Annotated in this window: 13 protein-coding genes; 7 read left to right on the top strand and 6 right to left on the bottom strand. The window is 58.1% G+C overall.

Annotated features, from left to right (window positions below; all coding sequences use genetic code 11):
* Positions 1-28 precede the first annotated feature (28 nt).
* Positions 29-1207, bottom strand: a complete 1179-nt coding sequence (locus hmeg3_RS05055; RefSeq protein WP_232511875.1) for a porin — start codon at positions 1205-1207, stop codon at positions 29-31.
* 387 nt (positions 1208-1594) lie between these two features.
* Positions 1595-2392 (bottom strand): FadR/GntR family transcriptional regulator, encoded by a 798-nt coding sequence (locus hmeg3_RS05050; protein ID WP_232511874.1) that lies wholly within the window; start codon positions 2390-2392, stop codon positions 1595-1597.
* Between the two features lie 309 nt (positions 2393-2701).
* Between hmeg3_RS05050 and manD the strand changes: the two genes are divergently transcribed.
* Positions 2702-3910 (top strand): D-mannonate dehydratase ManD, encoded by a 1209-nt coding sequence (manD, locus tag hmeg3_RS05045; protein ID WP_094562771.1) that lies wholly within the window; start codon positions 2702-2704, stop codon positions 3908-3910.
* Positions 3911-4019: 109 nt separating this feature from the next.
* Here the strand turns inward: manD and hmeg3_RS05040 are convergent, their stop codons facing one another.
* From hmeg3_RS05040 to queA, 3 genes are read right to left on the bottom strand one after another with little or no spacing between them, the layout of a single operon-like run.
* Entirely contained in the window at positions 4020-4220 is a 201-nt protein-coding gene (locus tag hmeg3_RS05040) for a hypothetical protein (RefSeq protein WP_094562770.1), read from the bottom strand.
* 29 nt (positions 4221-4249) lie between these two features.
* Entirely contained in the window at positions 4250-5377 is a 1128-nt protein-coding gene (gene tgt, locus hmeg3_RS05035) for a tRNA guanosine(34) transglycosylase Tgt (RefSeq protein WP_094562769.1), read from the bottom strand.
* A gap of 2 nt (positions 5378-5379) precedes the next feature.
* On the bottom strand, positions 5380-6408 hold the full coding sequence (queA, locus tag hmeg3_RS05030; protein ID WP_094562768.1) for a tRNA preQ1(34) S-adenosylmethionine ribosyltransferase-isomerase QueA: 1029 nt from the start codon (positions 6406-6408) through the stop codon (positions 5380-5382).
* A 109-nt stretch (positions 6409-6517) separates the two neighbouring features.
* On the opposite strand from queA, the gene recG reads away from it, so the two are divergent.
* On the top strand, positions 6518-8677 hold the full coding sequence (recG, locus tag hmeg3_RS05025) for an ATP-dependent DNA helicase RecG (RefSeq protein WP_094562767.1): 2160 nt from the start codon (positions 6518-6520) through the stop codon (positions 8675-8677).
* 102 nt (positions 8678-8779) lie between these two features.
* Positions 8780-10654, top strand: coding sequence for a DUF4153 domain-containing protein (locus tag hmeg3_RS05020; RefSeq protein ID WP_094562766.1), 1875 nt, complete (start codon positions 8780-8782; stop codon positions 10652-10654).
* A gap of 29 nt (positions 10655-10683) precedes the next feature.
* On the opposite strand, the gene hmeg3_RS05015 is transcribed toward hmeg3_RS05020, so the two are convergent.
* Complete coding sequence (locus hmeg3_RS05015) at positions 10684-11064, bottom strand: cytochrome c family protein (RefSeq protein WP_094566144.1); 381 nt, start codon at positions 11062-11064, stop codon at positions 10684-10686.
* Between the two features lie 143 nt (positions 11065-11207).
* Here hmeg3_RS05015 and hmeg3_RS05010 point away from each other — a divergent pair, with 143 nt between their 5' ends.
* The 4 genes from hmeg3_RS05010 to hmeg3_RS04995 are packed head-to-tail and all read left to right on the top strand — an operon-like array spanning position 11208 to position 14306.
* Positions 11208-12155, top strand: a complete 948-nt coding sequence (locus hmeg3_RS05010) for a LysR substrate-binding domain-containing protein (protein WP_094562765.1) — start codon at positions 11208-11210, stop codon at positions 12153-12155.
* Between the two features lie 38 nt (positions 12156-12193).
* Positions 12194-12562 (top strand): glyoxalase superfamily protein, encoded by a 369-nt coding sequence (locus tag hmeg3_RS05005; RefSeq protein ID WP_094566143.1) that lies wholly within the window; start codon positions 12194-12196, stop codon positions 12560-12562.
* A gap of 42 nt (positions 12563-12604) precedes the next feature.
* Positions 12605-13243 (top strand): glutathione transferase, encoded by a 639-nt coding sequence (gene yfcF / locus hmeg3_RS05000; protein WP_094562764.1) that lies wholly within the window; start codon positions 12605-12607, stop codon positions 13241-13243.
* A gap of 55 nt (positions 13244-13298) precedes the next feature.
* Positions 13299-14306, top strand: a complete 1008-nt coding sequence (locus hmeg3_RS04995) for a TRAP transporter substrate-binding protein (RefSeq protein ID WP_094562763.1) — start codon at positions 13299-13301, stop codon at positions 14304-14306.
* The last annotated feature ends 52 nt before the right edge of the window (positions 14307-14358 follow it).

Raw genomic sequence — 14358 nt, 5'->3', positions numbered from 1 at the left:
TGTCTTGCGTCTTACACGTAGTGCATAGTTAGAACAAGTGACGGAACCCAACCATCAACACAGTCTGATTGCGACCTGAAGACGGCGAACTGTTTTGCGAATCGCCCACTACCGCTACCGCATCAACAATGCTGCCGGCCGTTTTTCCCAAAGTCTTGCCGCGCGCCAGTTGATACGCTTCCAGGAAGTAAATCGCCGAACGCTTGGAGAAGGAATAGGTTTGCTCCAGTGCGATCTGATGATATTTCGCCGGATCGTTGACGCCGTTAGCAGCTTTCTCAAAGGTATAGCTATAACCACCGGCCAGCATGACTTGCGGCGTTGCCTGATACGTCGTGATCAACCCCAGCGTCTGAAACGTGGCTTTTTGCGTAAACAACGAGCCTGCGCCCGGCTTATATTGCGCGTTGGCGTAATTTGCGCCAAACATCCACTTGTCGACGTTGTAACGCATCGCACCGGCCAGCATCTGGACGTTATCCGACGAGACGTAGCCATTGTTGATTGCAGAGGTGGAGAAGCTGCCGGAGGCTGTCGAATTCCAGGCATTGGCGGGTCCCGAACCATTCTTCAAGCGTTGATAACCCAGCGCAAAATTCCATGCGCTGACGTCATACTTGAACGCCAAACTATAGGTGTTTCCTGTCGAAACGCTACCTGCGGTTTCGCCAAATCCATACAAAGCGCTGACTTGTGCACCACCAAATACCGGCGATGAGTAAGTCACCGAATTGCTGATGCGCACCGTGGTGTCGAGACCATCGACGTCACCAGGGTGGGCGCCGGTAGCGCCGGTCAGCACGCTGGTCGGCCCTATCGCACCGACATACAGGAAGTACGGCGTGTACTGGCGTCCGGTGGTGATCGTGCCGTAGCTGCTGTTAGTCAGGCCGACGAAGGACTGGCGATTGAACAGCGTATTGGCGGAGCTCATTGCACCGGTGTTGATGTCGAAGCCGTTTTCCAGCGTGAAGATCGCTTGCGATCCGCCGCCGAGATCTTCTGCGCCCTTGAAGCCGATCTTGCTGGCTGCCAGGTTGCCGGTACGCAAATACAGATTGTGCAGGCCACCCTGATTATTGGTATAGACCAGAGCATTATCGAGTGCGCCGTAGATCGTCACACTGCTCTGTGCAGATGCTTGTACCGATGCGCCTGCTGCGACAATTGCCAGTCCTCCCATTACCCAACTGCGTCGTAGTTTCATTTCTTCTCCTCTTTTTTCTACTCGGATGTTCGCGGTATGACTCCGCCCTAAATTGATTCCGGTCCTGCAGGGCAATGCCGGATTCAAAACCTTGTGTGACAACTGACATCTGCGAAACGCGCAAAACAAAGACGCAACAACGCCCCCGCCGCAGCGCGGCGCAACGAAGCGGGCGGCTGCATGCCATGTGGTGTTATCGGGAGAACGCCGCTGCCGCGGCGCCGATCAGTTCAGGCCGCGTCCTATGTGAAGGGCGGGAAAGCGCACACTGAGGTGTACGCCGGGGTGCACAGGTTTGTGCGAGTGCTGATTGTTTTCATTGCCGTCTCCGTCATGTGTGACGCCCTCTGTGGGACGTTCATTGTCAGCATGACGTGACAGAAAATCCTAACGCCATGCTTTCTTGAATTCATTCATCACGCGCTCAAGATGCTCACGCATCGCATCGCGTGCAGCGACCGGATCCCGCGCCACCAGCGCATCGAAAACTTTCTGATGCTCTTCCAGCGAGGCTTCGCGCAACTGCGGCGTGTGAAAATGCTCTTCCAGCTTCTTCCACAACACGCCGCGCAACTGATCCCACAATGCCGTGACGACTTGCGCCATCACGCTGTTGCCGCTGGCTTCGGCGATACGGATGTGAAACAACCGGTCATCCGCTTCGTTAGCCAGCTTGTCGTTAAAATTGCGTCCCATCGCCGCCAGCTGCGTATAGATTTTGTCGATGTCGGCGTCGGTGCGATTCTGTGCCGCCAATGCCGCCACCTCCGACTCAATCACCCAACGCGCCCGCAACAACTCGAACGGCCCGGCGCCACCGTCAGGAATAAATCCGACCGGCTTGGTTGCCGCGTCGCAGACATAAATCCCGGAGCCGCCGCGTACTTCCACCAGCCCTTGCACTTCCAGCGCGATGATCGCTTCGCGCACCGAGGTGCGGCTGATCTCAAACCGGTCCGCCAGGCTGCGCTCCGAAGGCAGACGCTCGCCGGCCTTGAATTCGCCCTGCAGGATCAGGTCGGCAATCTGCTCCGCCAGACGCTGATACGACCGCTCCGGTGCTGACGCTGGTTCCAACAAATCTGAACGCACTGCTTTTCTACTTACTTTTGCTGCCTTGCTTACTGCATTGGTTGGTGCTGTATCCACAGCTGAGGCTGATGATCGAATCTGACGATCTGCCATAAAACCCTCTTTTTTAGCTTTAAATTGGTCTATCCACTGTATAGAAAAGCAGCGTTCAAAGCAAACAGCGGCTTACCAATTTCAGCGATATTCTCATTTTGGTCTAACCATGTCAATCAACATGTAGACCACATTGTGGCTTAAAAACAAAAGGCTGCGCGATAATCGCCTATTGCGCCATGCAAATTGGAATGCCATAATCAATATTGGTTAGACCAAATTTATTTTCACCAGAACAGCCGCCTCCCGAAAATGGCCAAAAACAGCCAAAACCGGAGTCGCCGGCATCGAGACAAGGAAATCGCATCCATGAAGATTCTCAGCGCCAAGGTCATCGTGACCTGTCCAGGCCGCAACTTCGTCACCCTCAAGATAGAGACCGACCAGGGTATCTACGGTATCGGTGACGCCACCCTGAACGGACGCGAACTTGCCGTCAAATCCTATCTGGAAGATCACATCATTCCTTGCCTGATCGGCCGCGACGCCTCGCGCATCGAAGATACCTGGCAATACCTCTATCGCGGCGGCTACTGGCGCCGCGGCCCGGTCACCATGACGGCCATCGCCGCCGTCGACATGGCGCTGTGGGATATCAAGGGCAAGGCAGCCAATCTGCCGGTGTATCAGCTTCTGGGTGGCAAGAGCCGCGAAGGCGTGATGGTCTACGGCCACGCCAACGGCCGCGACCATGCCGAAGCGCTGGATGCAGTCGGCCACTATATCGACATGGGTTACAAGGCAATCCGCGTGCAGTCCGGCGTGCCGGGCCTGGACAAGGCCTACGGCGTCGGCAAAGGCAACATGTATTACGAACCGGCCGACAAGGGCCTGCCCGACGAAGAAATCTGGGACACGCCGCTGTACCTGCGCCACACACCCGACCTGTTCGAAAAGGTGCGCGTCAAATATGGCAGCGATCATCACCTGCTGCACGATTGCCATCACCGCCTCAAACCGATTGAAGCGGCGCAGTTGGGCAAGGCGCTGGAACCGTTCAAGCTGTTCTGGATGGAAGACGCCACGCCGGCAGAGAACCAGGAGGCCTTCAGACTGATCCGCCAGCACACCACCACACCGCTGGCCGTCGGTGAAATCATGAGCAGCATCTGGGATTGCAAAGACCTGATCCAGAACCAGCTGATCGACTACATCCGCACTACCGTCGTCCACGCCGGCGGCATCACCCACCTGCGCCGCATCGCCGATCTGGCCTCGCTGTATCAGGTGCAGACAGGCTGTCACGGCGCGACCGATCTGTCGCCGGTGAGCATGGCGGCGGCGCTCAACTTCAACATGTGGGTGCCCAATTTCGGCATACAGGAATACATGCGCCACACGCCGGAAACCGATGCCGTCTTCCCGCATGGCTACTACTTCGACAAGGGCTATCTGATGTTGCCCGACGCACCGGGCCTGGGCGTGGACATTGATGAAGCGGCTGCGCTCAAATTCCCTTACGAGCGCGCTTATCTGCCGACTTGCCGTCTGCGTGACGGTACGGTGTGGAACTGGTAAATCCACAAATTCAGATATGAAATTGAAAACGGGAAGCACGCAAAGCGCTTCCCGTTTTTTATTGCAACGCCTCACTGAATTTTTCAGTCAGGGCAGACGAAATAATTTCTCACTTTGACGGAGGCTGCTTGGCGCACTGCGCCGAAATGATCGATCTCTCGACGATGTTGGCAACACCAAGAATCGCGTCCTGGGAGCAGTTAGCCGCGCTTGCCTGGGGAGGCTTCGGCGCCCTTTTCATATTCTGATAGACGACAACGCCGATGGCGGCGGCGATGACCAACACAATCAGCAGAGATTTCGATTTCAAGAATGCTCCGTATCAGCTAACTGAAAAAATCATGCGCCGCGTGCGCGGTCTTCCTTGAATTTCGCCACGAATTGCGTGAACTGGCCGTCGTCGATAGCGGCGCGGATTTCCTTCATGATCTGCAGGTAATAATGCAGATTATGAATCGTGTTCAGACGCGCACCGAGAATTTCGCCGGTGCGGTGCAGGTGATGCAGATAGGCGCGCGAGAAGTTCTTGCAGGCGTAGCAGTCGCAGGTTTCGTCGAGCGGCTTGGTATCTTCCTTGTAGCGCGCGTTCTTGATCTTGATGTCGCCGAAACGCGTGAACAGCCAGCCGTTGCGCGCATTGCGGGTCGGCATGACGCAGTCGAACATGTCGACGCCGCTGGCCACACCGGCAACCAGATCTTCCGGTGTGCCGACACCCATCAGATAGTGCGGCTTGTCAGCAGGCAGACGCGGGCCGATGTGCTCCAGCACGCGCATCATGTCTTCTTTCGGCTCGCCGACCGACAGACCGCCGATGGCGATGCCGTCAAAACCCAGTTCGTTCAGGCCCGCCAGTGATTCGTCGCGCAGGGTTTCGAACATGCCGCCCTGCACGATGCCGAACAGCGCGTTGGGGTTTTCACCACCCTTGAACTCATCCATGGAACGCTTGGCCCAGCGCAGCGACATGCGCATCGATTGCGCCGCTTCCACTTGCGTGGCGGGACGGCCGTCGATTTCATACGGTGTGCATTCGTCGAACTGCATGACGATATCGGAGTTCAGCACGCGCTGGATCTGCATCGACACTTCCGGCGACAGGAACAATTTATCCCCATTGATCGGCGAGGCGAAGTGCACGCCCTCTTCCGTAATCTTGCGCATATCCCCCAGCGAAAACACCTGGAAGCCGCCGGAATCGGTCAGGATCGGCTTGTCCCACCCCATGAAACCATGCAGGCCGCCGAACTTGGCCATCACCTCAAGCCCGGGACGCAGCCAAAGGTGGAAGGTATTGCCGAGGATGATGTGGGCGTCGATTTCTTTGAGTTCCAGCGGCGACATCGCCTTGACGGAACCATAGGTACCGACCGGCATGAAGATCGGCGTCTCGACCACACCGTGGTTCAGTTTGACGCGACCGCGACGGGCGTTGCCGTCGGTTTTGAGCAGGGTGAATTCAAGCATAGTCAGATGTTAGAAGCGTCACAGGTTAAGAGCATGGCGTCGCCATAGCTGAAGAAACGATATTGCTGCGCGATGGCGTGTGCGTAGGCCGCACGGATGTTGTCGTAGCCGGCGAAGGCGGAGACCAGCATCAGCAGCGTCGACTTGGGCAAGTGGAAGTTGGTGATCAGACGATCCACTGTTTTAAAGGTATAGCCCGGCGTGATGAACAACCGCGTATCGGCGCTGCCCGCTTCCAGCGTGCCGGATTGCGATGCCGACTCCAGTGCGCGCATACTGGTGGTGCCCACCGCGACCACCTTGCCGCCCACCGCTTTCACCGCGCGCACTTTGTCCACCGTCTCTTGCGCGATGGTGTACCACTCGCTGTGCATCTTGTGCTCGGACAGGTCTTCCACCCGTACCGGCTGGAAAGTGCCGGCGCCAACGTGCAGCGTGACGAAGGCGGTATCGACGCCCTTGGCTTTCAGCTTCGCCAGCAAGGCCTCATCAAAATGCAGACCCGCGGTCGGCGCGGCAACCGCGCCCGGCTCCTTGGCGTACACCGTCTGGTAGCGCGTCTCGTCGAACTCGTCGGCTTCGTGCTCGATATACGGCGGCAACGGCAGGCTGCCGTATTGCTCCAGCAGTTCGAATACATCCGACGGGAATTGCAGCGTGTAGAACTCGCCATAGCGCTCGCCGACGATCACGTCGAACGCATCGGCCAGACGAATGCGTGTGCCCGCCGGTGGCGACTTGGACGCCCTCACCTGGGCATGCACGCTGCGACTGTCGAGTACGCGTTCGACCAGCACCTCGACCTTGCCGCCGGTTTCCTTGACGCCAAAGAAGCGCGCCTTCAGCACACGGGTATTGTTAAAGACGAGCAAATCGCCCGGTGACAGCAAGTCGACCACGTCGGCGAAGCGACGGTCGGTCAATGCAGCGCCGTCAACCTGGAGCAGGCGCGAAGCACTACGCTCAGCCAGCGGCAGCTGCGCAATCAACTCAGGCGGCAAGTCGAAATCGAAATCGGAAAGTGAATACATGGAAAATAAGTAATAGAAGCAGCGATACTGTGACAATACTGTAATTAAACACAGTAAAATAGCGCCGAACCCTCTATTTTACGCTTTCTCGACATAGAAACCTCTCTGCATGCCAGCACCGAAGAAGAAAGCTTCCGCCGACAGCACCAAGGAAGGCAAAGCCCCAGCCAAAGCGTCAAAGAGTGCGCCGCCGCTGAGCAATGCCCAGAAGGCGCAAAACAAGCTCGCCAAACTGGGCCTGCGCTCGGACATGGATCTGGCGCTGCATCTGCCGCTGCGCTACGAGGACGAGACGCAGGTCATGAGTATCCACGACGCCAGCCTGCGCGGCACGCAAGTGGTACAGGTCGAGGGCATCGTCAGCAAAAGCGACATCCAGTTCCGTCCGCGCCGCCAGTTGGTCGTCACCATCGCCGACGACAGCGGCCCGTTGGTGATGCGCTTCCTCAATTTTTACGGCAGCCAGGCCAAGCAATTATCGGAAGGCGTGCGCGTGCGCGTGCGCGGCGAATTGCGCCATGGCTTCTTCGGCGCCGAGATGGTTCACCCCACTTACAAGGTCGTGCTCGAAGGCGCTCCATTGCCGACCGCGCTCACGCCGGTCTACCCGGCTGGCGAAGGCCTCTCTCAAGCATATCTGCGCAAAGCCATCGGCGGTGCCCTGAGCCGCATCAACTGGCGCGACACCCTGCCGCCAGCCATGCTGGAAGAGCTGAAGCTGGGCGGCTTCGAGTCTTCGGTGCGCCTGCTGCACAATCCGCCGACCGACGTCGACGAATACGCGCTGGAAGAACGCTCGCATCCGGCCTGGATCCGCATGAAGTTCGATGAACTGCTGGCGCAGCAACTGTCGCTCAAACGCGCCCAGGCGGCACGCCGCGCGCGCAATGCCAGCGCACTGCCGACCATCGGCAAGATTTCCAAGGCCTTCATCAAGCAATTGCCGTTCAAGCTGACCGGCGCGCAGCAGCGCGTGCTGGAAGAAATCCGCCATGACCTGCAGGAGTCCTTCCCTATGCAGCGGCTGCTGCAAGGCGACGTCGGCAGCGGCAAGACCGTGGTTGCCGCCGTGGCTGCTGCACAAGCCATCGACAGCGGTTTTCAGGCGGTGCTGATGGCGCCGACCGAAATCCTGGCCGACCAACATTTCCGCAAGATCGCCGCATGGATGGAGCCGCTCGGCGTCAAGGTTGCGTGGCTCACAGGCAGCCTCAAAAAGAAAGAGAAAGCCGAAGCCAATGCGCTCATCGAATCCGGCGAAGCACGGCTGGTGATCGGCACGCACGCGCTGATCCAGGACAACGTGCAGTTTCAGAAGCTCGGCCTGGTGATTGTCGACGAGCAGCATCGCTTTGGCGTCGGCCAGCGGCTGGCGTTGCGCAACAAGGCACGGGACGATACTGCGGACTCTGCGGACTCTGCGGACATCAACGCACCGCTGCAAACCGTGCCGCATCAGCTGATGATGTCGGCCACGCCGATTCCGCGCACGCTGGCAATGACTTATTACGCCGATCTGGAAGTCTCCGTCATCGATGAGCTGCCACCAGGCCGCACGCCCATCGTCACGCGCACCATCGACCAGAACCGCCGCGAAGAAGTCATCGCCCGCGTGCACGCCAATGCGCTGGAAGGCCGCCAGGTTTACTGGGTCTGCCCGCTGATTGAAGAATCCGAAGCCCTGCAGCTGCAAACCGCGACCGACACTTATTCCATGCTGGCGGAAGCGCTGCCCGACCTGCGCATCGGCCTGGTTCACGGCCGCCTCAAGCAAGCCGAAAAGCAAGATGTGATGGATGCTTTCAGCCGCGGCGAAATCCACGTGCTGGTCGCCACCACCGTGATCGAAGTCGGCGTCGACGTACCCAATGCGTCGCTGATGGTGATCGAACACGCCGAACGCTTTGGCCTGTCGCAGTTGCACCAGCTGCGCGGACGCGTCGGCCGCGGCGCCGCAGCCAGCGCCTGCATCCTGCTCTACCAAAGTCCGCTCGGCGGCACCGCCAAGCAGCGCCTGATGACCATGCGCGAAACCGCCGACGGTTTTGAAATCGCCCGCCGCGACCTGGAAATCCGCGGCCCCGGCGAGTTCCTCGGCGCACGCCAATCCGGCGAAGCGCTGCTGCGTTTCGCCGATCTGGCGACCGATCAATGGCTGGTGGAAAAAGCCCGCAATCTGGCGCAAACGCTGCTGCAAAATGAAGATGCCATCGTCGATGCGCATTTGCAACGCTGGCTCGGCGGGAAGGAAGACTTCCTCAAAGTCTGATGACGTTGCAGGTTTTCTTCATCCTATGTTGAGCCTTGATGTTGCCCAGGCATTTACAAGCTGGCCTACTTGACCGACAGTAGCGGTTTTAACGGAGACCTCATGCAAAACGCCATGCCCGCGGACGACAACGACAATCTGCAATCTCCCGTCAGCATTTTGTCCGGCCGCCTGCGCGTTGCGCTCGGCATCGTGCAGGGCTTGCTGCTTTATGCGCTGTATTCCAGCTGGACGGCCAAGGCATGGATATCGACACAGCCGATGCTGTTTGTCCCCGCGCTCATGCTCGCGGTATTTTTGCCGATCGTTGCCGTATCAGGCATCGGCCATCTGTCGCGCCGCAATGTACTGATCTGGCTGGCGACACTGGCTGTTGTGCTTTGCGGCCTTGGTGTGTATGACGCTTGGCGCGCAGATCTGTCCTCGCTCTTGCCGTCCCAACCTGTCAAGGAAGCTTGCTGCAGTGATCGAGCAACCGGCGAGTCGCAGAGCTTGCCTTCAATGCCCCTGATTCTTCTCGCGATTGCAGGCCTGTTCATCGCGCAAGCCATGATGCTGGCAGGCGACGCTGACGGCAAGCGCATCGCCAGCTACCGCAGTTATTTCGAAATGGCGTGGAAACTGCTGGTGCAACTGATGTTTGCCGCGCTGTTCACCGGCTTGTTCTGGCTGGTACTGGAAACCGGCAATGCCCTTTTCTCGCTGATCAAACTGACCTTTCTCGGCAAGCTGCTTGAAAAGAGCTGGTTCAATATCCCCGTCACCACGCTGGCGTTTTCATTCGCCCTGCATCTGAGCGACGTCCGACCACACATTGTTGCGGGCATCCGCAAGCTGCTGCTGACCTTGCTGTCGTGGCTGCTGCCGATGGCAACGATCGTGATCGGCGCGTTTTTGCTGAGCATCCTGGCGACAGGGCTGGAACCCCTGTGGCAAACACGGCGCGCGTCACACGTCCTGCTGGGTGCGACGGCTCTGCTGATCGTGCTGATTAATACCGTGTATCAGGACGGCTATCACCTGACGCAAAAGACGCACCGCTTCTTCAGCATCTGCACACGCATCGCCTGCCTGTTGCCTGTTCCACTGGTATTGCTGGCCACCTACTCGCTGGGTCTGCGGGTAGCGGAGTACGGCTGGACCGTCACCCGCATCTCCGGTGCAGCATGTGCGTTGATCGCAGCGATGTATGCGACCGGATATGCACTCGCGGCCATTCGCATGCGTGACAATTTTCAGCGCATCTCCGCCACCAATGTGCTGACCAGCTTCGCCATTCTTGTGACCTTTCTGGCCTTGCTGTCGCCGGTAGCTGATCCGGCGCGTATTGCAGTTGCCGACCAAATCCATCGACTGAGCCAAGGCAAGACCGGCATAGACAGTTTCGATTTTCGCTTCCTGCGGTTTCAGGGCGCACGCTATGGTGTGCAAGAGTTGAGGCAGCTCAGCGAGTCCGGTAACAACACCTATCCTCCAGCCGTTCAGGAGAAATCCCGTCAGGCGTTGGCAAGCACCAATCGCTGGGCAGCAGACGAATTCGTCGTGGCCGCGCCGGACCTGCACGCGAACATCCTCATGCATCCCTCCGATCGCAAGCTGCCGAAGGAATTCGCTGCCCAGGACTGGCGCAACCATACGGAGCACTATCGCCTGCCTCTTTGCATGACCAAACGGAGCTATCTGTGTGATGCCTATTTCGTCAAACCTGATCCCGCCATGCCTGAGCAATTGATGATTTTTGAAAACAGCAGCGCGCCCGCGATCTTCGTGCAAGATCCCCATCAACAATGGCGACTGGCAGGCAAGTTGATCGCAAAACCGGCATGTGTGGATGAATTGAAAAAAGCCGCCGGACAAGGCAGCCTGAACTGGCAATTGCCGCAACAACGTGATGTTGAGATAAATGGATCACGCGTCTATATGGAGCCGGAGCGAAGCGGCGTAGCAGACTGCACAAAAAGCAACACAGAAAAGTAATCCTGCGCCATCGAAGGCGTTTTGAGCCGCTAAGGATTCGTCTTCATGTACGCCAGCAAGTTATCGAGATCCTTTTCATTGCTGATACCCCAAAACCGCATCTTGGTGCCCGGCACCACGTCGCCCGGCGCTTTCATGAAGGCGCGCAACTTGTCTTCCGTCCAGACGATGCGCGCGTTTTGCATCGCCGCCGAATAGCGATAGTCCTTGGTCGAACCAGCCGGGCGGCCGACGATACCGTTGAGCTGCGGCCCGAAACCAGCGCGCGCCGAGGGGCCGATCTGGTGGCAGCTGGCACATTTGGCAAACGCCGCCTTGCCGGCAGCGACGTCGCCCACGGCCTTTGCTGAAATCGGCAGGCAAAATATCGTGACCGCCAAAGCCCGAATCCATATTTGTTTTTTACTCATGTTCTTGCCTGCAAATCCGCAGATTTCTTCCGCGATTGGGCGCAACTCTATCATGCTGCCAACCACGCTGCCACGGCCCTGCATGCCACCCGCAAATGAGCTATAGTCTGCGCATATCAGCTCGCATCAGCCAATAAAGCCCTATGACACTCACCGAACTCAAGTACATCGTCGCCGTAGCGCGCCAAAAACATTTCGGCCACGCTGCCGAAGCCTGTTTTGTGGCGCAGCCGACCTTGTCGGTCGCGATCAAGAAACTGGAAGACGAACTCGGCGTCATCATCTTCGAACGCGGCGGCACAGAGGTTTCGGTCACGCCATTGGGTGCACAGATCGTCGCACAGGCCGAACGCGTTCTGGAACAAACCGCCGCCATCAAGGAAATCGCCAGCCAGAACAAAGACCCGCTGTCCGGCCCGCTGCGCCTGGGCATCATCTACACCATTGGCCCTTATCTGTTGCCCTCGCTGGTCAAGACCATGATCGAGACCGTGCCGCAGATGCCGCTGATCCTGCAGGAAAATTTCACCACGCGCCTGATTGAGTTGCTGCGCCAGGGTGAGCTGGATGCCGCCATCATGGCGCTGCCTTTCCCTGAGCACGGCCTGATCGTGCAACCGCTGTACGACGAAGAATTTGTCATCGCCCTGCCCAAGCATCACAAATGGGCCGAGCGCAAGGAAATCACCGCGCAGGATCTGAAAACCGAAACCATGCTGCTGCTCGGCAATGGTCATTGCTTCCGCGATCAGGTGCTGGAAGTCTGCCCGGAAATGTCGCGCTTCTCGACCGCCGGCGACGGCATTGCGCGCACCTTCGAAGGCTCTTCGCTGGAAACCATCCGCCACATGGTGTCGTCCGGTATCGGCATCACCGTGTTGCCGCAGGCCTCGGTGCCCGACATGAACGCCAAGGACGGCATGGTGCGTTACGTGCCGTTCGCCAAACCAATTCCTTCGCGCCGCGTAGTCATCGCCTGGCGCAAGAGCTTCACTCGCCAGGCCGCCATCGATACAGTACGCAAGGCTGTACTGGCCTGCAATTTGCCGGGTGTCGACATGCTGCACGAAGCAGAAGTCACGGAAGGCTGAACAAGCAACCAATAAGGAGCGCCTACGTGCAATCGAACGTGCAGTTGATGCCCGCGATCCCGATCATCCGCATCTTTTCCGAAGACAAAGCCAGAGAGTTTTATCTTGATTTTCTTGGTTTCCAACTTGATTGGGAGCACCGCTTTGAACCGGGTGCTCCGCTTTACCTGCAGATCAGCCGCGCCGACCTGACCCTGCATCTGAGTGAACACTATGGCGACGCCGCACCAGGTGCGACCATCTTTGCGCGCTTACACGGCATTGATGCGTTTCATCAGGAACTGACCGCCAAAGATTATCCCTATGCCCGTCCAGGCGTGGAAAGCCTGCCTTGGGGCCGCCAGATGCAAATCGCCGATCCTTTCGGCAATCGCCTGCGCTTTTGTGAGCAAATGCATTCCCAGTAATTCATGACCCTCGTCGTCCCATCCTTTCATGGAGGAGCTGTTTTGAACTCGCCGTCTTTCACCCTGTACGTTGATGCCCAATTTCTCAGTCCCTATGCGATGTCTGCCTTTGTCGCTCTGACGGAAAAAAATCAGCCGTTCGAACTGCGTACCGTCGACCTGACGCTGCAGCACAATCATTTGCCGGAATATGCGCAACTGTCGATGACGCATCGCGTGCCGACGCTCTGCGAGGGAGATTTTCATTTATCGGAATCGTCGGCCATCGACGAATATCTGGAAGACCGTTTCTCTGAAGTTGCCCCGCTGTATCCACGGGATCCGCGCCAGAAAGCCAAAGCTCGTGAAGTGCAAGCATGGTTGCGCAGCGACCTCGGACCGATCCGGCAAGAGCGCCCTACCGAAGCCGTGTTTCTCGGCAAAAAATACGACCCCTTGTCGACCGCGGCCCAGTTTGCCGCGCACAAGCTGATCCAGGCGGTCGATGCGCTGCTGAGTGAAGATGCGGCCAACCTGTTCGGAGAATGGTGTATTGCCGACACCGATCTCGCGGTGATGATCAATCGCCTCGCCTTGCATGGCGACGCCTTGCCGCCCAAGCTGATTGCCTATGCACAGCAACAGTGGCAGCGGCCATCGGTGCAGCGTTGGCTGGCGCTGGAACGGCCGACCGTTTCGTAACAACCATCTCTGTCATTCCCCTCGCCGTTCAACAAGAAAAATCCCAGGAGTGTTCATGTCGTTGTCCTCATTGACCAAACGTTGTGCCCTTGCCGCTTCTGTCTCGGCCTTGCTTTTGCAGGCCGGATCGGCAGCAGCACAAAGTGCGTCGCTGCATCTGATCAACGAATATCCTGCTACCTCGATCACCGCCAGCGCCGACCTGCAGTTTGCGGCCTCGGTCAAACAGTTATCCAATGGCGACATCGCCGTGACCACTCTGCAAGAAGCCGCAAATCCCTACAAGGGCAAGGATCAGGTCAGTGCAGTCAGCAGTGGCAAGGCAGAGATCGGCACGCTTTTCGCCGGCATTCTGGGCGGCAGCGATTCATTCTTCCTGCTGTCGTCACTGCCTTTCGTGGTGGATGATTTCGAGCAGGCGCAATCGCTGTTCACCTGCACCCAACCGGAGCTGGAACGCCATCTGGCGGCGCTGAACATGCGCTTGCTGTACGCCACACCATGGCCGCCATCCGGCATCTGGTCGGCCAAGGCTGTGCCGGACGTCGATGCGATCAAGGCGCTCAACATCCGCACTTATGACGACAACAGCCGAGGCGTCTTCCAACGCGTCGGCGCCAATAGCGTCAACCTGCCTTTCTCCGCTGTCGGCCCCAAGCTGGTTTCCGGCGAACTCAATGCCGTGCTGTCCTCCGGCGATGGTGGCGCGGGCAATCGCCTATGGGACCATCTGCCCAACTTTACCGCGATCAGCTATGCGATCCCGTTGAGCTATACCATCATTAATAGCGACGTCTGGAACAAGCTGACCCCGGCACAGCAAAGCATCCTGACGCAAGCGGCCAAAGCCACCAGCGACGCGAGTTGGGCCAACGTCAAGAGTCGTATCCAGGACAACTATGCCCGCATGAAAGAACACAATATGCAGCTGAATCTGCAGCCTGCGGCGAGCGTACGCCAGGCGTTGCGCAAGGCCGGCCAGGAGCAGACTGACAGCTGGTGGCAGCAAGATAAAAATAGCGAAGTCCAAACACGCTGCGCAGCCGTATTGCAGGCAAAATAAGGAATCTAAAGAATTGCCGTAAGTTGAACCAATCGAAGGAATCAAGGAGACC

Source organism: Herbaspirillum sp. meg3 (assembly GCF_002257565.1).
Taxonomy (GTDB): domain Bacteria; phylum Pseudomonadota; class Gammaproteobacteria; order Burkholderiales; family Burkholderiaceae_D; genus Herbaspirillum.
Note: the sequence above shows the minus strand (reverse complement) of the source record. Positions and strands in the feature narration are given on the sequence as shown.

Coding starts and splice junctions, on each gene's coding strand:
- hmeg3_RS05055 (WP_232511875.1), bottom strand. CDS start 1,207: ATGAAACTACGACGCAGTTGGGTAATGGGAGGACTGGCAATTGTCGCA.
- hmeg3_RS05050 (WP_232511874.1), bottom strand. CDS start 2,392: ATGGCAGATCGTCAGATTCGATCATCAGCCTCAGCTGTGGATACAGCA.
- manD (WP_094562771.1), top strand. CDS start 2,702: ATGAAGATTCTCAGCGCCAAGGTCATCGTGACCTGTCCAGGCCGCAAC.
- tgt (WP_094562769.1), bottom strand. CDS start 5,377: ATGCTTGAATTCACCCTGCTCAAAACCGACGGCAACGCCCGTCGCGGT.
- queA (WP_094562768.1), bottom strand. CDS start 6,408: ATGTATTCACTTTCCGATTTCGATTTCGACTTGCCGCCTGAGTTGATT.
- recG (WP_094562767.1), top strand. CDS start 6,518: ATGCCAGCACCGAAGAAGAAAGCTTCCGCCGACAGCACCAAGGAAGGC.
- hmeg3_RS05020 (WP_094562766.1), top strand. CDS start 8,780: ATGCAAAACGCCATGCCCGCGGACGACAACGACAATCTGCAATCTCCC.
- hmeg3_RS05015 (WP_094566144.1), bottom strand. CDS start 11,064: ATGAGTAAAAAACAAATATGGATTCGGGCTTTGGCGGTCACGATATTT.
- hmeg3_RS05010 (WP_094562765.1), top strand. CDS start 11,208: ATGACACTCACCGAACTCAAGTACATCGTCGCCGTAGCGCGCCAAAAA.
- hmeg3_RS04995 (WP_094562763.1), top strand. CDS start 13,299: ATGTCGTTGTCCTCATTGACCAAACGTTGTGCCCTTGCCGCTTCTGTC.